Origin of the sequence: Frigoribacterium sp. CFBP 8751 (assembly GCF_014841545.1) — a bacterium.
In the GTDB taxonomy this organism is placed as follows: domain Bacteria; phylum Actinomycetota; class Actinomycetes; order Actinomycetales; family Microbacteriaceae; genus Frigoribacterium.
On sequence record NZ_JACYUB010000005.1, the window covers coordinates 67,174 to 92,260 of the forward strand.

Annotated in this window: 22 protein-coding genes; 11 read left to right on the forward strand and 11 right to left on the reverse strand. The window is 72.5% G+C overall.

Going from position 1 to position 25,087, the window contains the following annotated elements; translation table 11 throughout:
* Positions 1–18: 18 nt before the first annotated feature.
* The 3 genes from IFT88_RS12870 to IFT88_RS12880 form a co-directional block, all read right to left on the reverse strand.
* Positions 19–2,310 carry a HelD family protein gene (locus IFT88_RS12870; protein WP_192121190.1) on the reverse strand — a complete coding sequence of 764 codons (2,292 nt, stop codon included), beginning with the start codon at positions 2,308–2,310 and terminating at the stop codon, positions 19–21.
* Positions 2,311–2,457: 147 nt separating this feature from the next.
* Positions 2,458–3,291 (reverse strand): aldo/keto reductase, encoded by an 834-nt coding sequence (locus tag IFT88_RS12875; protein WP_043596643.1) that lies wholly within the window; start codon positions 3,289–3,291, stop codon positions 2,458–2,460.
* On the reverse strand, positions 3,291–3,665 hold the full coding sequence (locus tag IFT88_RS12880; protein ID WP_043596717.1) for an FKBP-type peptidyl-prolyl cis-trans isomerase: 375 nt from the start codon (positions 3,663–3,665) through the stop codon (positions 3,291–3,293). Before IFT88_RS12880 ends, IFT88_RS12875 begins: the two co-directional genes overlap by 1 nt.
* Positions 3,666–3,928: 263 nt before the next feature.
* On the opposite strand from IFT88_RS12880, the gene IFT88_RS12885 reads away from it, so the two are divergent.
* On the forward strand, positions 3,929–5,269 hold the full coding sequence (locus IFT88_RS12885) for an MFS transporter (RefSeq protein ID WP_249409031.1): 1,341 nt from the start codon (positions 3,929–3,931) through the stop codon (positions 5,267–5,269).
* Between the two features lie 67 nt (positions 5,270–5,336).
* Here the strand turns inward: IFT88_RS12885 and IFT88_RS12890 are convergent, their stop codons facing one another.
* Positions 5,337–6,713: a PrsW family intramembrane metalloprotease gene (locus IFT88_RS12890; protein WP_137847136.1), complete on the reverse strand. Its 1,377-nt coding sequence runs from the start codon at positions 6,711–6,713 to the stop codon at positions 5,337–5,339.
* 119 nt (positions 6,714–6,832) lie between these two features.
* On the opposite strand from IFT88_RS12890, the gene IFT88_RS12895 reads away from it, so the two are divergent.
* Positions 6,833–7,966, forward strand: coding sequence for a YihY/virulence factor BrkB family protein (locus IFT88_RS12895; protein WP_192121041.1), 1,134 nt, complete (start codon positions 6,833–6,835; stop codon positions 7,964–7,966).
* 67 nt (positions 7,967–8,033) lie between these two features.
* Here IFT88_RS12895 and IFT88_RS12900 read toward each other — a convergent pair whose 3' ends face one another.
* From IFT88_RS12900 to IFT88_RS12915, 4 genes are all read right to left on the reverse strand, one after another.
* Positions 8,034–9,551 (reverse strand): aspartate ammonia-lyase, encoded by a 1,518-nt coding sequence (locus IFT88_RS12900; protein WP_192121043.1) that lies wholly within the window; start codon positions 9,549–9,551, stop codon positions 8,034–8,036.
* A gap of 161 nt (positions 9,552–9,712) precedes the next feature.
* Entirely contained in the window at positions 9,713–9,922 is a 210-nt protein-coding gene (locus IFT88_RS12905; RefSeq protein WP_043596441.1) for a hypothetical protein, read from the reverse strand.
* Positions 9,922–11,202, reverse strand: coding sequence for an inorganic phosphate transporter (locus tag IFT88_RS12910; protein ID WP_082060131.1), 1,281 nt, complete (start codon positions 11,200–11,202; stop codon positions 9,922–9,924). Before IFT88_RS12910 ends, IFT88_RS12905 begins: the two co-directional genes overlap by 1 nt.
* 110 nt (positions 11,203–11,312) lie before the next feature.
* Positions 11,313–12,872: a carboxylesterase family protein gene (locus tag IFT88_RS12915; protein ID WP_192121045.1), complete on the reverse strand. Its 1,560-nt coding sequence runs from the start codon at positions 12,870–12,872 to the stop codon at positions 11,313–11,315.
* 143 nt (positions 12,873–13,015) lie between these two features.
* Here IFT88_RS12915 and IFT88_RS12920 point away from each other — a divergent pair, with 143 nt between their 5' ends.
* From IFT88_RS12920 to IFT88_RS12930, 3 genes are all read left to right on the forward strand, one after another.
* Positions 13,016–14,764 (forward strand): cation:proton antiporter, encoded by a 1,749-nt coding sequence (locus tag IFT88_RS12920; RefSeq protein WP_192121047.1) that lies wholly within the window; start codon positions 13,016–13,018, stop codon positions 14,762–14,764.
* Positions 14,765–14,838: 74 nt separating this feature from the next.
* Positions 14,839–16,188 carry an ABC transporter permease gene (locus IFT88_RS12925; protein WP_192121049.1) on the forward strand — a complete coding sequence of 450 codons (1,350 nt, stop codon included), beginning with the start codon at positions 14,839–14,841 and terminating at the stop codon, positions 16,186–16,188.
* Between the two features lie 19 nt (positions 16,189–16,207).
* A complete protein-coding gene (locus tag IFT88_RS12930) occupies positions 16,208–16,441 on the forward strand; it encodes a hypothetical protein (RefSeq protein WP_192121051.1) in 234 nt (77 codons plus the stop codon).
* Positions 16,442–16,465: 24 nt separating this feature from the next.
* On the opposite strand, the gene IFT88_RS12935 is transcribed toward IFT88_RS12930, so the two are convergent.
* Positions 16,466–16,765 carry a hypothetical protein gene (locus tag IFT88_RS12935; RefSeq protein ID WP_192121053.1) on the reverse strand — a complete coding sequence of 100 codons (300 nt, stop codon included), beginning with the start codon at positions 16,763–16,765 and terminating at the stop codon, positions 16,466–16,468.
* Positions 16,766–16,893: 128 nt separating this feature from the next.
* Positions 16,894–17,391, reverse strand: a complete 498-nt coding sequence (locus IFT88_RS12940; protein WP_043596434.1) for an 8-oxo-dGTP diphosphatase — start codon at positions 17,389–17,391, stop codon at positions 16,894–16,896.
* A 103-nt stretch (positions 17,392–17,494) separates the two neighbouring features.
* Here IFT88_RS12940 and IFT88_RS12945 point away from each other — a divergent pair, with 103 nt between their 5' ends.
* From IFT88_RS12945 to IFT88_RS16815, 5 genes are all read left to right on the forward strand, one after another.
* Positions 17,495–17,848 (forward strand): hypothetical protein, encoded by a 354-nt coding sequence (locus tag IFT88_RS12945; protein ID WP_249409032.1) that lies wholly within the window; start codon positions 17,495–17,497, stop codon positions 17,846–17,848.
* 49 nt (positions 17,849–17,897) lie between these two features.
* On the forward strand, positions 17,898–18,428 hold the full coding sequence (locus tag IFT88_RS12950; protein ID WP_143048733.1) for a hypothetical protein: 531 nt from the start codon (positions 17,898–17,900) through the stop codon (positions 18,426–18,428).
* 92 nt (positions 18,429–18,520) lie between these two features.
* A complete protein-coding gene (locus IFT88_RS12955; RefSeq protein WP_192121055.1) occupies positions 18,521–18,799 on the forward strand; it encodes a hypothetical protein in 279 nt (92 codons plus the stop codon).
* Between the two features lie 20 nt (positions 18,800–18,819).
* Entirely contained in the window at positions 18,820–20,928 is a 2,109-nt protein-coding gene (locus IFT88_RS12960; RefSeq protein WP_192121056.1) for a S9 family peptidase, read from the forward strand.
* Between the two features lie 5 nt (positions 20,929–20,933).
* Positions 20,934–21,536, forward strand: coding sequence for a DUF1697 domain-containing protein (locus IFT88_RS16815; protein ID WP_199859246.1), 603 nt, complete (start codon positions 20,934–20,936; stop codon positions 21,534–21,536).
* 430 nt (positions 21,537–21,966) lie between these two features.
* Here the strand turns inward: IFT88_RS16815 and IFT88_RS12970 are convergent, their stop codons facing one another.
* Positions 21,967–23,580: a CYTH and CHAD domain-containing protein gene (locus tag IFT88_RS12970; RefSeq protein ID WP_192121059.1), complete on the reverse strand. Its 1,614-nt coding sequence runs from the start codon at positions 23,578–23,580 to the stop codon at positions 21,967–21,969.
* Between the two features lie 72 nt (positions 23,581–23,652).
* Here IFT88_RS12970 and IFT88_RS12975 point away from each other — a divergent pair, with 72 nt between their 5' ends.
* Entirely contained in the window at positions 23,653–25,008 is a 1,356-nt protein-coding gene (locus IFT88_RS12975; protein ID WP_192121061.1) for a maltokinase N-terminal cap-like domain-containing protein, read from the forward strand.
* Positions 25,009–25,087 lie beyond the last annotated feature (79 nt).

The following is a 25,087-nucleotide window of genomic DNA, read 5'->3' on the forward strand; positions in this document are numbered from 1 at the left end:
GCTCGGGGCCGACCCGGCCTACGAGACGACCGTGAGGCGTTGCGTGGGCCGGGTCATCGCCACGTAGAGGCTGGCGTTGCCGCGGCGGCTGGCCTGGCGAACGCGCTCGGGGTCGACCACGACCACCGAGTCGAACTCGAGCCCCTTCGACGTCGTCGGGCTCAGCACCGAGATCGGCTTGGTCAACGACGCCGTGCCGGCGGCCACCAGACCGTCGAACTCCGCGGACAGGGCCTCGACCAGCGCCTGGACGGCCTGCTCGGGGGCGATCACCGCGAGCGTGCCCTCGGAGTCGATCGCGCGGTCCGCCCGGACGGCCTCGACGGTGGCGCGCACGAAGTCGTCCTTCGAGGAGGCGCCGGTCACCTCGCGCACCGGCCACTCGCTCGACCGCACCGACCGGCTCGGGGTGATCCGGAGCCCGGTCGACGTCGCGACGTCCTCGGCGTAGGTCACGATCTGCGCCGGCGTGCGGTAGTTGACGGTCAGCTCTTCGAGCCGCCAGGGAGCCGAGGCGCCCTGCGCGCCACCCCCTCGACGACGGCCGAGCAGGGCCTGCAGGGCGCGGTCCCACGAGGTCGCCGACGCCGGGCTCGAGGCCTGGGCGATGTCGCCGACGACGGTGAACGACCGCAGCGGGCACCGACGGGAGAGCAGCCGCCACTGCATGGGCGACAGTTCTTGCGCCTCGTCGACCACCACGTGGCCGTAGGCCCAGGTGCGGTCCCCCGCGGCCCGCTCGGCCGTGGTCATCGACGCCGCGCGCTCGGCGAAGCCCCCGGCGATCTGCTCGGCGCTGACCATGCCCTCGACGCCCATGTTCTCGATGGCGCGCTCGGCGTTCTCGATGTCTCGTTTGCGCTGGGCCTTGCGGGCCAGGCGCTCGGGGTCGACACCGGCCTGGAACTCGCCGAGCAGCTCGGCGGCCTCGTCGAGCAGCGGCACGTCGGAGACCGTGAAGCCCGCCCCGCGTTCGCGCCGCAGCAGGGCGCGCTGCTCGGGCGTCCAACGCGGGGTGATCGAGGCGAGCCAGTTCGGCCGGGCGTACAGGTCTTCGACGAGCTTCTCGGCGCTCAGCGGAAGCCAGGCCGTGTTGAGCAGCACGCGCACGTCGTACGACTGCCGGATGTCTTCTCGGAGGACGGCCTCGTCGGACTCGTCGACCGTCGTGCCGTGCTCGCGCATCTGGTCGACCAGCTGGCGCGTCAGCGCCGAGAGGGCCGCCTTGTTGAAGGTGACCCGGGCCACGTTGTGCGGCTTGCCGCGCTCCTGGGCCTTGCGCATGGCCTCGCCGACGAGCTCGGGGCGCACCACGAGGCGTTCGCCGTTGATGTCGATGGTGGTCGCCTCGGCCGGGCGGATCTGCCGCGACCGGACGGCACGACGCATCAGCTCGGCCATCTCGGCGGACCCCTTGAGGGCGGCGACGTCGGGCGCGTCGTCGGTCTGGGCCTCGACGCCGGGGTACAGGCCGCCGAGGCTCGACAGGACGACGCCGCTCTCGCCGAGCGAGGGCAGCACCTGTTCGATGTAGCGCAGGAACGACCGCGACGGCCCGACGACGAGCACGCCCGAGCCCTTCAGCCGGTCGCGGTGCGAGTAGAGCAGGTACGCGGCCCGGTGCAGCGCAACGGCCGTCTTGCCCGTGCCGGGGCCGCCCTGGACGACGAGCACGCCGTCGAGCTGCGAGCGGATGATGCGGTCTTGTTCGCCCTGGATCGTGGCGACGATGTCGGTCATGCGGCCGGTGCGCTGCGCCGTCAGCGCGGCCATGAGCGCCCCCTCGCCCTGCAACTGCACGTCGTCGCGGTCGAGCAGGTCGGGGTCGAACACCTCGTCCTCGAGACGGGTGACGGTGCGCCCCTCGAGGGTCAGGTGGCGACGGGCGCGGGCCCCCATGGGAGTCGCGGCGGTCGCCTGGTAGAAAGCGCTGGCCCCGGGCACGCGCCAGTCGAGCAGGATCGGGTGGTGGGCCTCGTCGCGCAGGCCGATGCGACCGATGTAGCGGTAGCGCCCGCCCTCGCCCGGCTCGGCCGGCCGGTCGACGTCGCCGGTCTGGCCGAGCAGGTCGGGCGTCTCGAGCTCGAGGCGACCGAACGCGAGCCGCTCGTCGACCGAGCCCAGCTGGACGATGGTGTCCTCGTACAGGCGCGCGTAGGCGTCGCGCTCGCTTCGGCTCTGGTGGTTGCCGCCGACGGTCTCGCGGCGGGTCCGTTCGAGCCGGACGCGGGCGTCGGCCTTCAGCTCGTCGAGGCGTTCGTAGAGGGTGCCCACGTAGGCGCGTTCGCGGTCGATCTCGGATGACAACAGGTGTTCGTACCCTTCGGGAAAAGTCGGCACGCCAGTCTAGCTTCCGGCCACCGACGCCGAGGCCCCGAATCGGTCCGAGGACGCAGGAGGCGCGCTCGTCCTCGACGGGACGAGCGCGCCTCCTGGGGTGGTCGCGTCGGAGCCGGGTCAGAACTCCTCGTGGGTCAGCGGGTCGCCGTCCCACAGCCGACCGCGCTCGAGGCCGCTGATGGACTCGACCTCGTCGGGCGTGAGTTCGAAGTCGAAGACGTCGAGGTTCTCGCGCTGACGACCGGCGTCGGCCGACTTCGGCACGGGGACCGCGCCGAGCTGGACGTGCCAGCGGAGGACGACCTGGGTGGGCGTCTTGCCGTGGGCCCGCGCGATGTCGGTGACCCGCGCCTCCGTCAGGAGTTCGCTCTGCTTCGCGAGCGGGCTCCAGCTCTCGGTGACGATGCCCATGCTCTCGTGCACGGCACGCAGCTCGGCCTGGGGGAAGTACGGGTGCAGCTCGATCTGGTTGACCGCGGGCACCACACCCGTCTCGTCGGCGACGCGCTGCAGGTGCTCGGCCGTGAAGTTCGAGACGCCGACCGAGCCGACGAGGCCGTCTTCCTGCAACCGGACGAAGGCCTTGAACGCCTCGACGTACTTGTCGATGCGCGGGAGGGGCCAGTGGATCAGGTAGAGGTCGACGAAGTCGAGGCCGAGGTTCGACCGGCTCTCGTCGAAGCTCGCCAGGGCCTCGTCGAACCCGTGGTGTCGGCCGGGCAACTTCGTCGTGACGACCAGGTCGTCACGGGGCACGTCGGTCTCGCGGATCGCCGCCCCGACGGCCGCCTCGTTGCCGTAGTTCAGCGCCGTGTCGAGCAGACGGTAGCCCGACGAGATCGCCTGGACGACCTGGGCCGTGCCCTCGTCGCCGTTCAGGCCGTAGGTGCCGAGGCCGAGCTGGGGCAGGGTGCGCCCGTCGTTGAGGCCGACCGAGGGGGCGACCGTCATCAGCTGACGCCGAGCAGGTCGATGACGAAGATCAACGTCTTGCCCGAGAGCGGGTGACCGCCGCCGGCGGGGCCGTAGGCCAGGTGGGGCGGCACGACGAGCTCGCGGCGTCCGCCGACCTTCATGCCGGGGATGCCCTCCTGCCAACCACGGACCAGGGCCTGCAGCGGGAAGTTGATGGCCTCACCACGGCTCCAGGACGAGTCGAACTCCTCGCCGGAGTCGTGCTCGACGCCGAGGTAGTGGACGTTGACGGTCGAGCCGGACTGCGCCTCGGCTCCGTCGCCGACGGTGATGTCGGTGATCGTCAGCTCGGTGGGGGCGGGGCCGGTGGGGGCGTCGATCTCGGGCTTGGTCTGGGGATCGTGAGTCATGCCGACCATCCAACCACCGACGAGCCGAGGGGGCGGGTCGGCCACTCGCGTCCTCCCTGCGAGGCTCGAGGAGCCGACCCGACATCCGCACCGAGATGACGTCATCGATGCGAACACATGGACGCTACTCCGACGGTGACGGGACGCCAAATCGATCGACCACCGTCGCGGTCGGGGCGGGGCCCGGGCGGACCCGGCGCGGCACCGACCTCGGCGGGCGGCACGGGCCTGCGGGAATGTGCACGATCGGCAAGAATGGCAGCTTGTCCGCCACCCCGCCTCCGCCTCCGCCTTCCGATCCCGCCGCGACCGTCCGTCGCCCGCTGTTCGTCGACGTCACCCCGCTGCGGACGAGCCCGGCCTTCGCCCGCCTCTTCGCAGGGAGCGCGATCAGTGGCATCGGGACGCAGCTCACGCTCGTCGCCGTCGGACTCGAGATCTTCGAGATCACCCGGTCGACCTTCGCCGTCGCGCTCGTCGGCGTCGTCTCGCTCGTGCCGATGATCCTGGCCGGCCTCTACGGCGGCATGCTCGCCGACGCCTTCGACCGGCGGAAGGTCGCGCTCGTCGCCGCCGTCTTCGCCTGGCTCTCGACCGCGGCCATCGCATTGCACGCCTACCTCGGGCTGCACGAGGTGTGGCTGCTCTACCTCTTGACCACGGTCAACGCCGTGGCGGGCACGATGATCGCGACCTCGCGCGCCTCGATCGTGCCGCGCCTCCTCCCCCGCGAGCTGCTGCCTGCCGCGTCCGCCCTGAGCGGCATCAGCATGGGTCTCATGCTGACCGTGGGGCCCGCCCTGGCCGGCGTGCTGGTGGCGAGCGTGGGGTTCCCGCTGACCTACACGGTCGACGTCGTGCTGTTCTCGACGGCGTTCCTGGGGATCGTCACGCTGCCCCCGATCCGGCCCGAGGGCGAGACCCAACGTCCGGGGCTCGAGTCGCTGCGCTTCGGCCTGGCGTTCCTGAAGCGGTCGCCGAGCATCCGGACGACCTTCGTCATGGACGTCGTGGCGATGACCTTCGGCATGCCCCGCGTGCTCTACCCCGTGGTCGGCACGCTCGTGATCGGAGGAGGCGCGGTGACGGTCGGCGTCCTCTCCGCCTCGTTCGCGGTGGGGGCGCTGCTGAGCAGCGTCTTCTCGGGACGCCTCGGCCACGTGCGCCGACAGGGCCTCGCCGTGCGGTGGGCGATCACCGCCTACGGGCTCTGCATCGCCGCGTTCGGCGTCGTGCTGCTCGTGACGCCGGCCCACGGCGGTGACGTCACGGCGGGACTCGACCAGGCGAACCTCGTCGCCCTCGGCGGGGCCGCCCTCGCGCTGGCGGGAGCGGGTGCGAGCGACAACGTGAGCTCGATCTTCCGGTCGACCATCCTGCAGTCGGCCGCGCCCGACGCCATGCGGGGTCGCCTCCAGGGGATCTTCATCGTGGTGGTCACGGGCGGCCCCCGGGTCGGGGACCTGTTCGTCGGACTCGTCGCGGGCATCGCCGTCTTCTGGCCGCCCCTGCTCGGCGGTCTGTTGGTCGTCGCCCTCGTCGCCCTCGTGGCCCGGCTGACGCCCGCGTTCGGACGTTACGACGCCGAGGCGCCGACTCCCTGATCCGAGTCGTCGGGGGCGGTCGTCGCGGCGACGGCACCCGGGGCGAGAGGACTCGCGGAGGTGCAGGTCACCAACCGGGGCCGGGCTGCGACGACCCGGGGTGCTGCGGCACCTGCGGCGGCCACCCCGGGTGCTGGGGGTACCCGACGAACGCCGTCGGCGGAGCCTGCAGGGCGACGCGACTCGCGGTCAGGGCCTGCAGCAGCTCGGCCTCGTCGCGCTGGACGGCCTCGTCGAGCGCGCGGCGGCCCTTCACCAGCCGCTGGCGGGTGAAGGCGAGGCGCGTCGCGTTCGAGATGAAGACCTTCATGGCGGGTCGGATGCCCCGTGACGCCGCCCACGACCGCGCGCGGCGGCGACCGGCGCTCGACGAGAGCATGCCGACCTCGTCGGCGCTGAACCAGCCGACCGCGGCGTACTCGGCGAGCCGGTCGTGGGTGACCCTCCGCTCGTTGCGTCGCAGGAACACCACGAGCAACACCATGGCCACGAAGATCGGCACCTGCACGAGCAGGTAGTAGACGAAGAAGCCGTCGCCGACCACGAAGAGGGCACCGTTCCAGAGCGCGTGCAGACCCGCCGCGGGGACGAGGCCGACGAAGAACCAGCCGATCGCGCCGTACGGACCCGTCCGCCGTGCCGCGAGGCCGAGGGCGAAGCCCGTGCAGGCCGTGTACATGACGTGGGCGAACGGCGACATCAGGGCGCGGACGAAGAAGACGTAGGCGAGCCCCTGGCTGCCCGTCGCCAGGTCTTCCCCGACCTGCAGGGCGAAGTACTGGATGTTCTCGACGAAGGCGAAGCCCGCCGCGACCGTCGCCGCGTAGACGATGCCGTCGACCGGGCCGTCGAAGTGTCGTCGGAAGATCCACAGGACGAGCAACACGCCGAGCCCCTTGGCCCCCTCTTCGACGAGGGGCGCCTGGACCACCGCCCCGAGCACGTCCTCGAGCCCGCTCGAGCGGACCCCGAGCACCGACCGCGCCGTCGTGAGGGCGATGTCGACGATCAGTGCGGTGCCGACCGCGACCGCCGCACCCCAGAGGAAGGCGAAGAGCAGCGCCACGCGCGGCTCGGGCTCCCAGCGGTCGACCAACCAGATGCCGACCAGGACGATGGCCAACGGGACGAAGGCGAGCAGGCTCCCGGCCAGCAGGACGGCGGGCTGGACGAAGATCAAGAAGTACAGGCCGACGGCCAGGGCGAAGGTGCCGATCACGGTGAAGCCGACGGCGAGCGCCACGGCACTGGCCACCCGGCGGCGAGGCGTCGGCTGGACGAAGACCGGCTGCACGGGGTACCAGACCGGCTCGGGGTTGATCGCGGGAGCATGCGCCGACCACCCGGGAGCGGCCCCCGGGGTGACGGAGGAGGGGTCGGCATACGGCGTCAGCGGGCGGCCGTACGCGTCGTGTCCGACGCCGCGGGGATCGGACCAGGTCATCCCCCGACCCTACGGGCTGACGCCGGGGTCGGCGCAGCCTGCGGGCGCGGGCTGACGCCGGGGTCGGCGCAGCACGCGGGCCTGCCGCGACGAGCCGGACGGCCCGGTAATCTCGCAGGATGGCCTCGACGCGTTCCCTACCCGAGGACCCGTCGCTGGTCCGGTACGTGGTGATGCGGGTCTGGCACGATTTCCTGCGCCATCGCACCATCGACGCGGCCGGGTCGCTCACCTTTTTCTCGATGCTCGCCCTGGTGCCCGGCGCACTCGCCCTGGTCTCGGGGGTCGCGCTGTTCGTCGACGACGGTGACGCCGTGGACGAGATCCTCTCGGTGGCCCGGTACGTCCTCACCCCCGACGCGATCGACACCCTGCGCTGGCCGCTCGAACAGATGCTCAGCCTGTCGAACCCCGGCGTCGCGTTCGGCATCGGCCTCTGGCTCACGCTGTGGTCGCTGTCGGCCTACACGACGGCGTTCGGCCGGGCCATGAACACGGCCTACGAGGTCGAGGAGGGGCGCCGCATCTGGAAGTTCCGCGGCCACATGATGATCGTCACGCTCGTGTTGATGGTGTCGTTCGCCGTCATCGCCGTCATCTTGCTGGTGACGCCCACGTTGAGCGACGCGGTGGCCGCACGCTTCGGCATCGGCCGCCCCTGGACCGACGTCTACAACGTCGTCAAGTGGCCGCTGCTCGTCGCCCTGGCCGTGCTGTCGGTCGCGATGCTCTACTTCTTCACGCCCAACGTGCGGCCTCCGCGCCTGCGCTGGGTGTCGTACGGGGCCATGGTCGCCCTCGGCGGCTGGGCGCTCGCCACGGTCGGCTTCGCGGTCTACGTCGCGACGGTGTCGAACTACGACCGCTTCTACGGCTGGGTGGGCGGCGTCGTGGTCGTGTTGCTCTACGCGTACATCAGCAATTTCGTGCTCGTCATCGGCGGTGAGCTCGACAGCGAGATCCTGCGGATGCGTCAGCTCCGTCGCGGGGTGCAGGCCGAAGAGGTCATCCCCCTGCCGCTCCGTGACACCGCGCGCAACCACATCCTGGCTCGCAACCTCGCGTGGGACGTCCGGGTGGGCCGGGCGATCCGCGAGCGTGCCCTGCGCGAGAACGGCGGCGTGCTCGAACCCGACGAACTCCGGCGCGTCCACCTCCGGGGTGATCGAGACCGGCCGGCCGACGAACGGCCGCAGGCCGCGCAACGCGCCGACCAGGTCGACCCGAGCACCCACGCGCCCTCGACGTCCTAGAGGCGCGGACCTTCAGGAGGCGCGGTGCCCGGCCGCCCGACACCGCGCCTCCTGCACGATGGTCGCGTCAGCCGGCGGTCTCGTCGCCCGGGTTGCGGGCGCCCGTCGTGTTGGCCGCCCGGGCCACCGCCGCGGCGGGGTCGTCGACGTCGATGACGGTGATCGCGCTGGTGATCGGCGCGAGCCCCGACAGTCGGGCGGGCGACAGCACCTTGCGCACCTGCTCGTCGGTCATGAGGCCGGCTGCCACGACGAGCGGCGCGATCGCCGCGTTCGTGGTCAGCGCGGTGTGCGCGATCGCCGCCGCCGCCGAGTAGCCGATGTAGGGCGTGAGCGCCGTGACGCTGCCGACGTTCGTCTCGACCTGCTGGGTCAGGCGGGCGCGGTTCGCCTCGATGCCGTCGACGCAGTTGATCCGCAGCGTCTGGCAGGCGTAGGTCATCCACTGCAGGCTCTGCATGACCGAGTGGGTGATCACGGGCTCGAACGCGTTGAGCTGCAGCTGCCCGGCCTCGGCGGCCATCGTGACCGTGACGTCGGCCCCGGCCACCGAGAACGCGACCTGGTTGACCACCTCGGGGATCACCGGGTTCACCTTGCCCGGCATGATCGACGACCCGGCCTGGCGCGGCGGCAGCGTGATCTCGCTGATGCCGGCCTGCGGGCCCGACGACAGCAGTCGCAGGTCGTTGCAGATCTTCGACAACTTGATCGCGCTGCGCTTCAGGGCGCCGCTCAACGTCATGAAGACGCCCGTGTCGCTCGTCGCCTCGATGAGGTCGGGGGCGGTGACGAGGTCCATGCCCGAGAGCGTGCTGAGGTGGCGGCGGACGGCGTCTGCGTAGAGCGGGTCGGCCGTGATGCCCGTGCCGATGGCCGTGGCCCCGAGGTTGATCTCGCCGAGCAACGGCACCACGTCGCGCAGTCGCTGGACGTCTTCGGCCAGGGTGTGCGCGAAGCCCGTGAACTCTTGCCCGAGGGTCATGGGCACGGCGTCCTGCAGCTGGGTGCGACCGACCTTCAGCACGTCGTGGAACTCGGCGCCCTTGGCGGCGAACGAGTCGGCGAGCAGGTCGAGCTCGACGAGGAGGCGGCGCAGGGTGAGCACCATCGCGATCTTGATCGAGGTGGGGTAGGTGTCGTTGGTGCTCTGGCTGCGGTTGACGTCGTCGATCGGGTGCAGGTGGCGGTACTCGCCCTTGGCGTGGCCGAGCAGCTCGAGGGCGCGGTTGGCGATGACCTCGTTGCTGTTCATGTTCGTCGACGTGCCGGCACCGCCCTGGATGACCCCCACGGCGAACTGGTCGTGCAGCGCGCCGCCGCGGATCTCTTCGCAGGCGCGTTCGATGGCCTCGGCCTTGACCGGGTCGAGGACACCGATCTCGACGTTGGCGCGGGCCGCCGCCTGCTTCACGAGCGCGAGAGCGGTGACGAGGTCGGGGTAGACCGAGATCGGCCGCTGCGAGATCGGGAAGTTCTCGAGCGCCCGGGCGGTGTGGATGCCCCAGTAGACGTCGGCGGGGACCTCTCGGCTGCCCAGCGAATCGGTCTCGGTGCGGGTCGGTGCTGCTGTCTCGGTCGTCACTTGTGGTGCGCCTCCGTCGTCAGTCGGGGCCCGGTCGTCGTCGACCGGACGCTTCCGTCGACCCTACCGGCGGGACGGTGGACGGGTCCCTCCCGGGGAGGCGCGGCTCGGTCGCCCGGGACGAGCCCGCCCCGGGGGACGAGACGACCCGAGAGGGCCGGTCAGCGGTGGAAGCCCGGGACGATCAGGTAGATGCCGTACAGCACGCCGAGGGCGCAGACCACGAAGCAGGCGTACCCGGCGGCGGTGCGGACGGGCGTCCGGCCCTCGACGGTCAGGAGGCGCAGGCCGAACGAGTAGAGCGAGACGAGGGCGGCGGCGGAGAAGAGCGCGACGAGCGCCACCACGACGAAGGCGGACCAGTCGATCATCAGCGCACCTCGTCATCGGCCGGCGCCGTGCCGCGGGGGGCGGGGACGGGCTCGGGTGGGTCGTCCATCCGGACGAAGGGGGCCTCGACGCCGGACGCCGGGGTGTCGACGCGGCCCTTGCGGACGGCCCGCCGGGCACGACGACGCGAGAGCACCGAGGTGGCCGCGACGTCGACCTCGATGGCCGAGCCCTGGTCGTGCGGTCGACGGCGGGAGAGGACGAAGATGCCGGCGATGACGACCGCGCCGACGACGGCGTCGATCACGAGTCCCGTGACGCCCAGCGTGGCGATGAGCGCCGCGACGGCACCGACGGCCGCCGAGGCGGGCAGCGTGATGAACCAGGCCACGACGATCTTGCCGGCCGTGCCCCACTGGATCTTCGAGCCGCGGCGTCCGAGGCCGGCGCCGATGATCGATCCGCTCGCGACCTGCGTCGTCGACAAGGCGAAGCCCAGGTGGCTCGAGGCCAACACGGTCGCGGTGGTCGAGGCCTCGGCCGAGAAGCCCTGCGTGGGCTTGACCTCGGTGAGGCCGCCTCCCATCGTCTGGATGATGCGCCAGCCGCCCGTGTACGTGCCCAGCGCGATGGCGAAGGCGCAGACCACGACGACCCAGAAGGGCGGGCCGGAGTCGGGCGTGAGCAGCCCGCCCGCGATGAGCGTGAGCGTGATGACGCCCATGGTCTTCTGCGCGTCGTTCGTGCCGTGTGCCAGGGCGACGAGGGACGACGTGAAGATCTGGCCGTAGCGGAAGCCGCCCCGCTCGCTCTTGTCGTCACGGCGTCGGGTGATCGTGTAGGCGAGACGCGTGGCGGTGTACCCCACGACGCCGGCGATCAACGGCGCGAGCAGGGCGGGCAGCACGACCTTCGACAACACGACGCCGAAGTCCACCGACCCCATGCCGGCACCGACGATCGCCGCGCCGATCAACCCGCCGAACAGGGCGTGCGACGAGCTGGACGGCAATCCGCGCAGCCATGTGAACATGTTCCAGACGACGGCGCCGATGAGGCCGGCGAAGATCATCTCGGGGGTGATCTGCACCCCGCCGTCGCCCTCACGGATGATGCCGCCCGAGACGGTCCTGGCGACCTCGGTGCTGAGGAACGCCCCGACCAGGTTGAGGATCGCGGCCACCGTGACGGCGACCTTGGGCTTCATCGCTCCGGTCGCGATCGGTGTCGCCATGGCGTTGGCCGTGTCGTGGAACCCGTTCGTGAAGTCGAAGAAGAGAGCCAACGCGATGACCAGGACGACGATGAGAGTGATGTCCACCGGCCTGAGTGTCACAGCTGGGTGGACGCGGGTCAACTCGGCGGTGACCTGCGGGGTACATCCCGGTGAACGATGGGTGACGCCGGCCGTCGCACCGGCGGGGGAACGCCTCACACGTGCGGCACGAAGTCCTGCCAGGCCCGTCGCCGTTCGCCCCGAGGATCGTGCTCGACACGGTCGCGGGCGTCGATGATGAGGGTGCGCCTCCGGTGTGGGTCGTAGGTCGGCCAGTCGGCGACCGCCCCGGTGCGGACGAACTCGAGCCAGCGCGAGCGCGTCCGCGCGGCCGTCCGCAGGAAGGCCCGGCGGCCGCCCAGCAGGCTCATCGCCCAGCCGAACGCGGAGCCCATGCGGTCGTAGATCGCCCAGAGCTCGAGACCGTGGAACGCGTCGACCCCGGCCGCGCGCAGGATGCGCGTCGTCGCGTCGAACCGGTAGAACCGGACCGGCTGGTGCAGCGCGTGCCGCTCGGCCACCTTGACGCTCGGGAACCAGAACGCGTAGTCGCCGCCGAAGTCGAGGGCGGCCGGGCGGGCGGGCAGTCCCGGGTAGTGCTTCTTGATCGCCTTCCGCGCCTTCTTCTCGGTCGCGGCGAAGATGGCCCGGATGCGCGGCTTGGTCGTGGCGAGGATGTCGCGGCGGCCGGTGAACACCGACCCCTCGCGGTCGTTCGTGCCGATGATCAGCGGCACCGGGTGGGCGCGTCCCGCCTTGAAGGCGTCGAGCGGACGTTCGGGCAGGAAGTCGCCGTCGATGACCGGACTGAAACAGATCGTGCCCGGGTCCTCGTCCGGGGTGCGCAGTTGCAGCCGGCTGGCGGCTCGGACGATCGCCGTCGTCGGCGCGTCGGCGAGCAAGGCGGCCGCGTCGTCCACGCTCGTGGACTCGAGGTCGTCGTCGTCCAGGTCGTGCGCCAGCAGCTCGAGGAACTCCCCCGCCCACCGCTGCGTCACGTCCGGCGGGTAGATCGCGTTCGGCGGTGCGCTCTGCGCGACGACCCCGCGGAAGAGGCCGCGGGCGCGCGGCACCGTCATGAGGGTCGTCACGGCGTTGCCACCGGAGCTCTCGCCCGACACGGTCACGCGGTCGGGGTCGCCGCCGAACGCGGCGACGTTGTCGCGGACCCATTCGAGGGCGGCGACCTGGTCGCGCAGCCCGAGGTTGCTGTCGAACGGGCGCTCCGGGGTCGCCCAGTGGCTGAAGTCGAGGTAGCCGAAGGCGCCCAGACGGTAGTTGAGGCTGACGTACACGATGCCGCCCTCGCGGACGAGCGCCTCGCCCTGTCTCGGGAACTCGCGCGACGACCCCACGCTGTACGCGCCTCCGTGGACGAACACGAGCACGGGCAGCGCGTCTCCCGGCGTGGTTCCGTCGGGCGTGATCACGTTGACCGTCAGGCAGTCCTCACTGAGTGGCGTGGTGGCGTCGACGCCGACGAACTGCACGCGGTCCTGGGGGGCGGCGGGGCCGAACCGTCCGGCGTCGCGGACGCCCGTCCACGCCGCGGGCGGCTCGGGGGCCCGGAACCGGAGGCGCCCCACGGGTGGTGCGGCGAAGGGGATGCCGCGCCAGGCGAGCACGCCGCGCTCCCGCACGCCGCGGACCTCGCCCGAGCGGGTGGTGCGGACGAGGTCGGGGGCCGGGACGGTCGCCCGGGGCTGTGCGGTCACGGAGCGATGCTACGGGTGGTCGGACGGTCGCTCGGGGCCGTTCACCCGACGTTCTCCTAGGGGGCGCCTGGGAGGATGGTCGGAACTCTGCAGTCGATGCACATGACTCGGCTGCCCCGACGACAGGACGGAGCCCGGCTCACATGGAACTCGGCGAGCTGCTGATCATCTTGACCGGGTCGCTCGTCGTGACCGCCTTCGCCCGCTGGCGGGGCCTGCCCGCCCCCCTGCTGACGGTGGGCATCGCCCTGCTCGTGTCGTTGATCCCCGGCGTGCCCGACATCGAGATCGACTCCGAGGTCATCCTGACCGTGGTCCTGCCGCCGCTGCTCTACTCGGCCGCCCTCGACGTCTCGCTGCTGAACTTCCGCGAGAGCCGCGTTCAGATCGCCCGGCTGGGGGTCGGTGCCGTGATCGTGACGGCCTTCGCCGTCGGGGGCGTCGCCTACGTCATGATCCCCGACATGACCCTTCCGGCCGCCCTCCTCGTCGGGGCGGTGGTCGCGCCTCCCGACGCCGTGTCGGCAGCCGCCATCGGCCGCAAGCTCGGGCTGCCCCGCAAGGTGATGACCGTGCTCTCGGGCGAGAGCCTGATCAACGACGCCGCGTCGCTCACCCTGGTCAAGGTGTTCCTGGCGATCGTGGGCGGTGCCAGCCTCACGCTCTGGGACGACCTCGGCATCTTCGGCCTCGCGATCGGCGTCGGCGTCGCGGTCGGTCTGACCCTGGGCTTCGTCGCCCACCGGGTGCGGATGCGGATCGACGACCCCGTGGTCGAGAACGTCATCGGCCTGCTGCTGCCGTTCATCGCGTACATCGCCGCCGAGGAGCTGAGCGGCTCCGGCGTGCTCGCCGTCGTGGCCGCGGGCCTCTACGTCGGCTTCAACTCACCCCGCACGGGCTACGCGACCCGGCTGCAGGAGCGCCCGTTCTGGTCGGCCGCCGACGTCGTGCTCGAGGGCTTCGTCTTCGCGCTGATCGGCCTCCAGCTGCGGGCCGTCGTGATCGACGTCAGCGAGAGCGAGCGCGGCCTCGGACAGAGCGTCGGCGTCGCCCTCGCGGTCCTCGCCGTGGTCGTCCTCGTGCGCCCGGTCTTCGTGTTCGGCACGTACTACGCAGCCCGCGCCGGCCGGTACCTCTTCCTCTCGACGGTCCTGCGGAAGCTCCGACGGGTGCCGGCGCTCCGGCGGCTGCGGCGAGCGCCGGCGCTGCGGACGGTGCGTTACCACCCGCAACCCCGCATGGACTGGCGACAGCTGAGCGTCATCTCGTGGACCGGCATGCGGGGCGTGGTCACCCTCGCCGCCGCCGTGTCGATTCCGGCGGTGACCGAGTCGACCATCCCCGTGCCGGCGCGCGACACGATGTTCCTCATCGCGTTCATCGTCACGGTCGGCACCCTGCTGCTGCAGGGGCTCACGTTGCCGGTCGTCATCCGGGTGCTCGGCGTCCGCGACGACACGCAACGCGACCGCGACCTCGCCGCCGAGCTGGCGGTCTTCGCGACGAGCACGGACGAGACCATGGCCTACGTCGCCGAGCGTCGCGCCGAGTGGGAGAAACGGTGGGGGCCCGAGCTCACGGAGCGCGCGGTGCAGCTCTCGACGACCCGACTGCTGCGACAGAACGAGGCGCTGCAACGCACGGCCCTCGACGACGCCGACGAACGGGACGTCTCGGGGGCCACCGCCGCCCAGCGCGCCCGCCGTCGTGCGGCACCCCAGGCGCTCGGCTCGATCCGACGCGAGCTGCTCGCCAAGCGACGCGAGGTGGTGCTGCGCGAGCGGGATGCCGGCGCCCTGGACGAGGAGGTCATGAGGCGGGTGCTGCTCGGGCTCGACGCCGAGGAGCTCGCGATGGACACCTCGGCCTTCACGAGCACGAGGTCGTGACGCCCGCGCGGCGTATCGTGAGCGGCACCGGCGGCGAGACGGGAACACGACCGAGAGCAGGAGGGCACGGCACCGTGGCGACCACGACGAACCAGACGACCACGGACGACGCGGGCGGGCCGCCGAAGCCCGAGCCCGGTCGTTACCGCCGCTGGTACTCGACCCTCCACCCGTCGTTGCAGCTGATCGGCCTGCAGCTCTGGCTGCCGCTGTTCTTCATCGTGGGCTTCTGCCTCTGCTACATCGCGGCTTTCCACGCCCCCCACCCGCACGACGTCCCCGTCGCGGTCGTCGGGTCCTCGTCGGCCGCCGCCGATCTGCAGACGGGCCTCGACGACGCCCGCCCCGGCGTGATCCTTGTCCGCGCCTACGGCTCCGCCGACGAGGCCGAGGAGGCGGTGCTCGCCGGACGGGTCGCCGTGGCCTACGACCCGGCCGACACCACGATCTACACCGCGAGCGCCCACCAGTACCAGGTCGCCGCCCTCATCCCGGCGACGATCACCCCCGTGCTCGAGGCCCAGGGGGTCACGCCCACCGTCACCGACCTGGCCCCCCTGCCCGCGAACGACGAGTACGGCACCGTGTCGATGTACCTCATGCTCTCGTGGTGCATCGGCGGCTACATGGTGGCGATGTTCATCGGGCTGATGGGCGCGCCGCTCCGCCACCGCACCCGGATGACCGTCATCGGTGTCGGCGGCGGCGTGATCTCGCTCGTGACGAACGTCCTCGCAGGGCCCGTGATCGGCGCCGTCGACGGGCACTTCGTGCCGCTCTTCCTCATCGCCTGGGCCTGGATCATCGCGATCGGCCTCGCGGTCAACGGCATCAGCTACTTCGTCGGACGGTTCGTCGCCCTGCCCGCCATGATCGTCTTCGTCTTCCTGTCCATGCCGTCGTCCGGCGCCGCCTACCCCGCGTGGTTCATGCCCCAACCGTTCGCCTGGCTCAACGCCGTCGTCGTCGGCAGCGGCATCACCGAGATGCTCAAACGGGTGCTCTACGGCGTCGGCCCCGGATACGGCCGCGGCGTGACGATGATGCTCTGCTACGCCACCCTCGGCATCGTGCTGATGATCGTCGGCAAGCGCTGGTGGGAGAACCGTCGCATCGCGCGCATCGTGTCGGGTCGCACCACGATGTTCGCCGACGCCCAGAACGCGAATCGCGAGTTCCTCGTCGCCGAGCGCGACGAGGTGCTCTCCCGCCACGGCCTCGTGGCGACGGACACGGGCACCATCAACACGATCCCCGAGGACGAGCGCGGCGATCTCGGTGACGACGGGGAGCGGGGCGACATGTTCCTCGGCGCACCCGGCGGGCTCGAGAACGACGAACTCTCGACGCGACCCGTGCGGGTCGTGCCGAGCGACCGGGCCGGGTCGGCGCACCCCGCGCGCGACTCCGGTGCGGCGCGCTGAGGCGGTACCCTCGACGCTCGTGACCACGAACACCCTGCACCGTCTGCTCGTCACCCTCGTCGTCCTGCTGCTCGTCGCGGCCGGGACGCTCTACGTGTTCTCGGTCACGCTGGCACCACAGGGTGGTCCCGACGTCGCGGCACGCTTCGTCGGCTACGCCTGGATCGCGGTCGTCGGCGCTGTGCTCACGGGTGTCGTCGACTTCTTCGTGCGGGCGGGGCTGTCCCGCACCAGGACTCGACGCGGGCGCTGACCCCGGGCGGGTGAGGTACCGGTCTCAGACGAGTCGGGCCTCGGCGGCCGACGCCCGTCGTTCGGCCAGCTCGTTCGCGGCCAGGCGTTCGATGCGGTGCCATCGCGCGGCCGTGGCGGCCATGCCCGCGACGAGGGCGACCACGCCGAGGCTCGAGAGTGCCCACAGGACGCCGCCGAACGCCGCTCCGACCACGACGGCGACGAGGCCGAGGGCCCAGGCGACCGCGGGCAGCCACAGCGGCAACGACAGGTGGCGGGGCGCCATGGCGGTGCCGGCCGCGCTCCGGACCGTGGTCGTGGTCAGGCCGTCGTAGCTGGTCATGTCGCTCCCCGTGAGATCCGTCCGACGGCGGGGGTGTCCCCCGAGATCCGTCTCGGGTCCGACCCTAAGCGGGGCGCGCCGCCGCCGCGCCCCCCTCTGCGAGGGCCATGCGCCAGGGCCGGACGACCTCAGGGACCGGCGTGGCCGGCGGGCAGCGGGGCGTCGGAGGCCACCGTCGCGAGGTCGGCCGCGAACACGAACGTCCGAGCCACCCGTCCCCCGGCGAGCACCCCGGGCAGCCAGCGCGACGCGTCGTCCCACATCTCGTCCAGGGGCAGGTCGTCGAGGTCGAACCACCGCGGCACCAGCTCGTCGCTCTCGGCCGGTTCGCCGCGCCACGCGGTGACGACGAAGACCGTCGACCGCTGGCTCCAGCTCTCGCGGTGCGGGAAGAGGTACAGCAGGTCGCCCCGCCGGTCGAGGTCGGACGGGAGCACCTCGACGCCGCTCTCCTCCGCGATCTCGCGGACCACCGCCTCCTCGACCCCCTCGCCCGGCTCGAGCTTGCCGCCGAGGCCGACCCAGTGCCCCGTGCCGAGTCCACGCTTCTTGCGACCCAGCAGCACCTGGGTGCGGCCCTCGTGTTCCCGCAACAGGTAGGCGACGCAGACGCGGTAGACCGGCATGACGGCAGGCTATCGGCTGCCGTCATGCCGGGAGGACGGACGGCCGGAGGCGCGGGGCGCGTCCCCGGGAACGGCTCGGCGGCTCGCGCGTAGGCTCGTCGGCATGTCCGAAGCACGATCGAGCGGGAGGCGACGCCCCGGGCCGGAGTTCCTCGGCGCCGGTCGCAGCCTCGAGGTGCTGCGCGCCGAGGCCCACGACGAGCTCTCCGCCCTCATCGAACTGCGCTGCCGCAACGGCGAGGACCCCTGGGACGTCATCCCCGGGCTGCCCACCGTCGACGAGCAGGTCGTCATCTCGCTGCGGGCCGACGCCCTCGGCACCGACGGCGTGCCGACCGCGACGGGGCTCGGGCTCGCCGACGAACTCGGCTACCTGCGCACCATCGCGTTGTGGCACCCCGAGCTGTCGCGGGCCGTCTGGTCGCTCATGGGTCGGCTCGACGACGCCTCCCGCTGACCGACGCTCCCCCGCCCCGCCTGTCGGTGGTGCGTCGTAGCGTGTGGCCATGAGCTGGTGGGACGTCGTGACGGTGACCGTGGGTGCCTTCGTGGGTGCCGGGGCGGCGTTCGCGTCGAACCTGCTCGTGCGTCTGATCGAATCGCGGCGGCGCGAGGCGTCCGCCCTCAACGAGCTGATCACCGAGATCCACTTCCGGCGCGTGCTGCGCCGGGTGGCGCCGAGGCTCAGCCCCAACCCCCGCGCCCTCGACCCCGTCTACGAGCAGGCGCGCCATTCGATCTCGGCCCTGCGGGGTGAGATCCGGCGGGCCCGGCGAGCACTCCGCCCCCGCTCGTCGGCCCTGCCCGTGCTCAACGAGATGACGCTCGCCTGCAACACGTTCCTCGACGACAGCGACGACGCTCCCGAGCGCTACCGCCTGCACCTCATGCAGCTGCACGCCCGGCTCAACGCCTCGGTGAGGCGGCTGCGGTCCGACCGCCGGTCCATCTCCGACCTCGAACCCGGCGAGGCGCACCTCGGCCCCACCGTCCAGGGCTTGACCGCGCCGACCACCGCCTTGCCGGTCGACGACTGACCGCCGGGCCGGGCGGTGACCCGCGTCGGGGCAGGCGGACGACCGACGACCCGACCGGACGTCGCCGAGGAGGCGCGGGTACCGTCCCCGACATGAGCGACCGCGACGAGACCACGACTCCCTACACCTCGGAACCCCGCGACGGCGCGTCCGCCGCGACCGACCCGGCCGGCCACGACGTCGACGCGACGTACACCGTCCCCGGGACGCACTCCGAGTCGGCGGCGGAGAAGGCCGGCACCCCCGAGCAGGCGATCGACGAGGCCCGCGAGGGCGAGGCCCCCGACCCGGCCGACGTCCACGTCGCCTCGGACGAGTACCCCGAGGTACCGGCCTTCGGCGGAATCACCGCGAGCGACCGCTCGATCTGAGCCGCCGTTAGGCTCGGGTGATGGCCTCCGTTCCTGCCCCCCGCGCCCCCCAGAAGCCCGTCACCCGCTCGCACCACGGTCACGACTTCGTCGACGACTACGAGTGGCTCCGCGCCAAGGACGACCCCGAGGTCGTCGCGCACCTCGAGGCCGAGAACGCGCACACCGAGGCCGAGACGGCCCACCTCGCCGATCTGCGGCAGACGGTCTTCGACGAGATCAAGGGCCGGGTGCAAGAGACCGACCTGGGCGTCCCGGTCCGTGAGGGTTCGTGGTGGTACTACTCGCGCACGGCCGAGGGGCAGCAGTACGGCATCCACTGCCGCGCACCGATCGCCGGGCCCGACGACTGGACTCCCCCGTCGATCGAGGCGGGCGAGGCCGCCGAGGGCGAGCAGGTGCTGCTCGACGCAAACGCCGAGGCAGAGGGCCACGACTTCTTCTCGATCGGCAGCTTCGACGTCTCGCCCGACGGCTCCCTGCTCGCCTACGCGGTCGACGTCGAGGGCGACGAGCGCTACACGCTGCGCATCCGCGACCTGACGACCGGCCACGACCTCGACGACGTGGTCACCGGCACGGCCGCCGGCGCCCTGTTCGACGCCACCGGTCGCTACGTCTTCTACCCCACCGTCGACGAGTCCTGGCGGCCCGACACCATCTGGCGTCACGAGGTCGGGCAGCCCGGCGAGGACGTCACGGTGTTCACCGAGACCGACGACCGCTACTGGATCGGGGTGGGCCTCACCCGCAGCCGCCAGTACCTCGTTGTCGACGTCGGGTCGAAGATCACGAGCGAGACCTGGCTGCTCGACGCGGCCGACCCGACCGGCGAGTTCCGGGTCGTCTGGCCGCGTCGCGAGGGCGTCGAGTACGACGTCGAACACGCGATCGTCGCGGGCAGCGACCGCCTGCTGATCGTCCACAACGACGGCGCCGAGAACTTCGAGCTCGTCGACGTGCCGGCCGACGACCCCACCTCGACGACCGACCGCCGCGTGATCGTCGAGCACCGCGCCTCCGTCCGGCTCGAGTCCGTCGACGCGTTCTCCGGCCACCTCGTGGTCGAGTACCGCCGCGACGCGCTGCCGCGCTTCGCGGTCGTGCCGCTCGGTCCCGACGGCTACGGCGAGGTCACCGAGGTCGGCTTCGACGAGCCGCTGTTCGCCGCGGGCGCGGGCGGCAACCCCGAGTTCGACCAGCCGACCGTCCGCTTCGGCTACACCTCGTTCGTCACGCCGTCGACGGTCTACGACCTCGACGTCCGAACGGGCGAGCGTCACCTGCTCAAGCGCCAGAACGTCCTCGGCGGCTACGACCCGGCCGACTACGACCAGGCCCGCGAGTGGGCCACGGCGGCCGACGGCACCCGCGTCCCCGTGTCGCTCGTCTGGCGTCGTGACGCCGTCCCCGCCGAGGGGCCCTCACCGGTGCACCTCTACGGCTACGGCTCGTACGAGCACAGCATCGACCCGGGTTTCAGCGTCGCCCGCCTGTCGTTGCTCGACCGCGGCGTCGTGTTCGCCGTGGCGCACGTCCGCGGCGGCGGTGAGCTGGGACGCTCCTGGTACGAGGACGGCAAGACGTTGACGAAGAAGAACACCTTCACCGACTTCGTCGCCGTCGCCGACCACCTCATCGCCGAGGGACGCACGACCCCCGAACTGATGGTGGCCGAGGGCGGCAGCGCGGGCGGCCTGCTGATGGGCGCGGTGGCGAACATCGCCCCCGACCGGTTCGCCGGCATCGTCGCGGCCGTCCCGTTCGTCGACGCCCTCACGAGCATCCTCGACCCCGACCTGCCGCTCACCGTGATCGAGTGGGACGAGTGGGGCGACCCCCTGCACGACGCCGAGGTCTACGAGTACATGCGCGGTTACAGCCCGTACGAGAACGTGCGCGACGACGTGACCTACCCGCGAATCCTCGCCGTGACCTCGATCAACGACACCCGGGTGCTCTACGTCGAACCCGCCAAGTGGGTGGCGCGGCTGCGCGAGGTCGACGCCCCGGTGCTGCTCAAGACCGAGATGTCAGCCGGGCACGGAGGCGTCAGCGGTCGGTACGAGTCGTGGCGCGAGCGGGCGTTCGAGATCGCGTGGATCCTCGACGTCCTCGGGCGGGCCTGACGCGCGTGGACCCCGTCGCGCTGCTGCGGGGCGTCAACGTCGGCACGGCCAAGCGGGTGGCCATGGCCGACCTGCGGCGCGTGGCCGCCGACCTCGGCTTCGAACGCCCCGAGACGTTGCTGAACAGCGGCAACCTGGTGTTCGGGGCCTCGTCGCGGCTCGGTGCCGACGACGCGGCCGGGCTCCGGGCGGCGATCGCCCGGGCCACCGGCGTCGACGCCGACCTGGTGCTGCTCGACGCCGTGCGCTTCACGCGGCTGGCCGTGGCCAACCCGCTCCGACGCGACGGCGGCGACGGGCACGATGGGCACGACGGCGAAGCCGGCGGCGAAGGGCACGACGGCCGCGAGGGGCGCGAGCCGACGTTGCTGTCGGTGGCGTTCGCCGAGGTGCCGGGCGCTCTCGACGGGGTCGCGCCTCCTGCCGTCGACCTGGGCGACGAAGACCTGGTCGTCGCGCCGGACGCCGTCTACCAGTGGCTGCCGGCGGGCGTCCTCGCCTCGCGGGTTCCCGCCGCCTGGTGGCGCGGACTGCCCACGCCGGTCACGGCCCGCAACGACGCCACCGTCCGCAAGCTGCAAGCCGTGCTCGCCCGCCGCACCCCCTGACCCCATCCCTGCCGGCCTCGCCCCGAGTGCCTGCCTGCCTGCCTGCCTGTGCAAATCGCGACCACCAGGTGACGACACGCCGCTCATGTCTCCCTGCGCACGGCGTGTCGGGCGGCAGATGTCGGGTTCGGCCCGCCGCCCGAAGGAGGCGCGGTCGGGTTCGGCCCGCCGCCGGAAGGAGGCGCGGTCGGGTTCGGCCCGCCGCCCGAAGGAGGCGCGGTCGGGTTCGGCCCGCCGCCCGAGGGAAGCGACCCGACCGTCCTGACCCGCCCGGCGTCGGCGGGCCCGACCGAAGACGGGCGAGTCCGACGGATGTGGGCGGGCCCGATCGACCGTCCGCCACGGACACGCCCGTGTTCGGCGTCCGGCACGGTCGGGTTCGGCCCACCCTCCGCCCTCTGCCCTGGCCTCCGGTCTCCGGCCTCCGCGGTCAGAGCCGTCGGGCAGCGCGGCGGAAGCGGCGGAGGGCGTCCTCGGCCCCGCGAGCCTCCAGGGTCGCCAGCACGCCGTAGCCGAAGGCATCCTCGCCGGACCGGTGGGCGAACGACGCGACCTCGCGCACCGTCCTCACCGCGGCCAGGGCGTCCCGGTGCTCGCCGAGGGCGTCCTGCACGGCCTCGGCCCGGCGGGCGCGGCCGCGACCCGACCCGCTGCGGAGCCGGTCGGCCTCGAGGGCGTACCGCAGCCGTCGGGCGGCCTTCCGGGCGTCGTGCAGGGCCGAGACCGCCGCCGCTCCGTTCTCGAGGTCCGTCGCGTCCTGTGCCGCGAGCCCGGCCCGGACGGCCCGCTTCGTCCGCTTCCGCTCGCCCCGCAGCCGTGCGGCGGAGAGCTCGGCCGCCGGGTCCGCCGCGTGCGTGCCCGTCGCCGGGGCCGCCACGAGCGCGTCGACCGCGTCCAGCAGGTCGAACCAGGCTCCCGAGTCGAGCAGGCGACGCACGTCACCGACGGCCTCGTCGAGCCGTTCGCCGAGCCGGGCGTCGATCCGCCCCGTGGCCTGGGCGGCCACGAACCCCGCCGGAGCCGAGGAGGCGCGGGTCGCCACCCGGCCACGCGCCACCTCGACGTCCCGAGCGACCCCCGAGACCTGGCCGACGTGGCGGGCACCCGCCACGACGGTCGCGGCGAGCGCGGGGTCGAGGACGCCGTCCCACACGGTCAGCAGGGCGCGCAGTCGACGAATCGTGGTCCGTAGCCGATGGACGGCCTCCGGCCGGCCGTCGCGCACGGCGGCGTCGACCGCGAGCAGCTCGTCACGGAGTCCCGACGCGGCGGACGCCACGAAAGCCGCGGCCGACTTCTTCTTCGGGGCCGGGGCAGGGGCCCCGGCAGGCACGACCGTCGAGGCGGCCCCGCCCGCGCCTTCGCCCGTCACCGACGGCCCAGCCGGCTCCGAGCCCAGTCCTCGGGCCAGCTTCGACTTCGACGACGACACCGACGCCCCGGCCGACTCGAGTCGCTCGGCGACGGCGTCGAGCAGCCGCTCGCCCTCGTCGCCGTCGACGCCCGGCGCGAGCTCGACCTCCCACTCGCGCCAGGTGCGCAGCACGCCCGTGTCGGGGTTCGACGCCCGCACGACGTCGTCGGCGAGTTCGGCCAGCCGGCGGCCCGAGCCGTCGAGCAGGCGGGTCACGGTGCGCGTCGTCTCGAGTCGCAGCACGGGGTGCACGGGCCGGCCCCGCAGCCGTGCCTCGACCAGCCGCCGCAGGGCGTCCGGCACGGGCTCGTCGGGTTCGCCGAGCGGCCAGTGCACCTCGCGGCGCCCGGACGTGCCGGCCGACGGCGGCAGCTTGAGGTGCCATCCGGCGTCGCCACCGCCCTCGCGCCTCCTGAGGGTGGTCCGGGCCCCGAGCAGCGTGTGGTCGACGGTGTCCCAGTAGGTCGCGGCGAGTTCGACCGGGTCGTCGTGCCCGACGACGTCGACGACCGGTGCCCCGGCGGTGCCACCGCCCACCCCGGCCAGGTCGGGCACCCGGGCGCTCTCGTGGACGTCGTACTTGCGCTCGATCTCGGTCTGTTCGGTGCGGCGCGGGGATGCGGTGCTCATCACTCCGTTGTAGTCGAGGGGCTGGTGGGCCGCTCCCGGACCCCGCCGGGCGGCCCGGCGTAGGGTCGTCGCATGAGCGATGTGGCACCGATTCTTGCCGGATGGATGGCGCGACAGCGCTGGTACGCGACCAAGGGACGGACGCCCGCGCTGCGGGTGATCGGCTCGTTCGAGGCCGAGGTGGACGACGCCCTCACCATGACGCTGCTGATCATCGACGAGGCGGCGGACGTCCCCGTCCTGTACCAGGTGCCCCTCGTCAGCCGGGCGACGCCCCTGCCCGGCGGCGACTCGGCCTTCATCGGCTCGGCCGACGGACGCTATCTCTACGACGGCCCCCACGACCCGGCCTACGCCCGTGAGTTGCTGCGCACCATGTCCGCCGAGGCGCACGTCGAGGGTGCCGACGTCACGGTCGACGGCACGTGCATCGTCGACCCCGGGCAGGTGCGTCGCTCGCGCGTGCTCTCGGGTGAGCAGTCGAACACGTCCATCGTCTACGACGTCGAGGGCGGTCCCGTCGACCAGGTCATCGCGAAGGTCTTCCGGGTCCTGCACCACGGCGACAACCCGGACGTCACGACCCAGGCCGCCCTGACCCGGGGCGGGTCGACGCACGTCCCCTCGTCGTTCGGCTCGCTGCGGGCGACCTGGCCCGACGTCGGACGCGAGGGCGGAACGGCCACCGGCCACCTCGCCTTCTCCCAGGAGTTCCTGCCCGGCCTCGAGGACGCCTGGCGCGTGGCCCTGACGGCCGCGGCCGAGGGCACCGACTTCACGGCCGAGGCCCACGCGCTCGGCGTGGCCGTGGCCGAGGTGCACGCCACCCTCGCCACCGACCTCGGCACGGTGCCCGCCGGCGACGACGAGATCGCCGGGGCCCTGACGAGCATGCGGCGGCGCATCACGACCGCGGCGCGCGAGGTGCCGCAGATCGCCGAGCACGCCGATGCGATCGGAGGGGTCTACGACGCGGCCGAGCACCTGCACTGGCCCGACCTGCAACGCATCCACGGCGACCTGCACCTCGGTCAGGCCCTGCTCTCGCCCGAGCGCGGCTGGATGCTCATCGACTTCGAGGGCGAGCCCCTGCGGCCGATGCCCGAGCGCTCGCGCCCCGACCTGCCGATCCGTGACATCGCGGGCATGCTGAGGTCCTTCGACTACGTGGCCGGCTCGCTCGCGCAAGAGGACGTGCCGGTCGACGCGAAGGCCTGGGCGCACGACGCCCGCCGCGCGTTCGTCGACGGGTACGTCGCCTCGTCCGGTGTCGACGTCCGAGCCGCCCGCGCCCTGCTCGACGCGTTCGAGATCGACAAGGCCGTGTACGAGGCGATCTACGAGAGCCGCAACCGGCCGGACTGGATCGACATCCCGCTCACGGCCGTCGCCCGGCTGGCCGCGCGCAGCGCTCCCGCCGCGGGCTGAGCCGGGCGGGCAGGGTCGCGAGGTGTCCTGCCCGTGACGCACCGCGCCTCCTGACCCCTCGGGAGCGAGGACGCAGGAG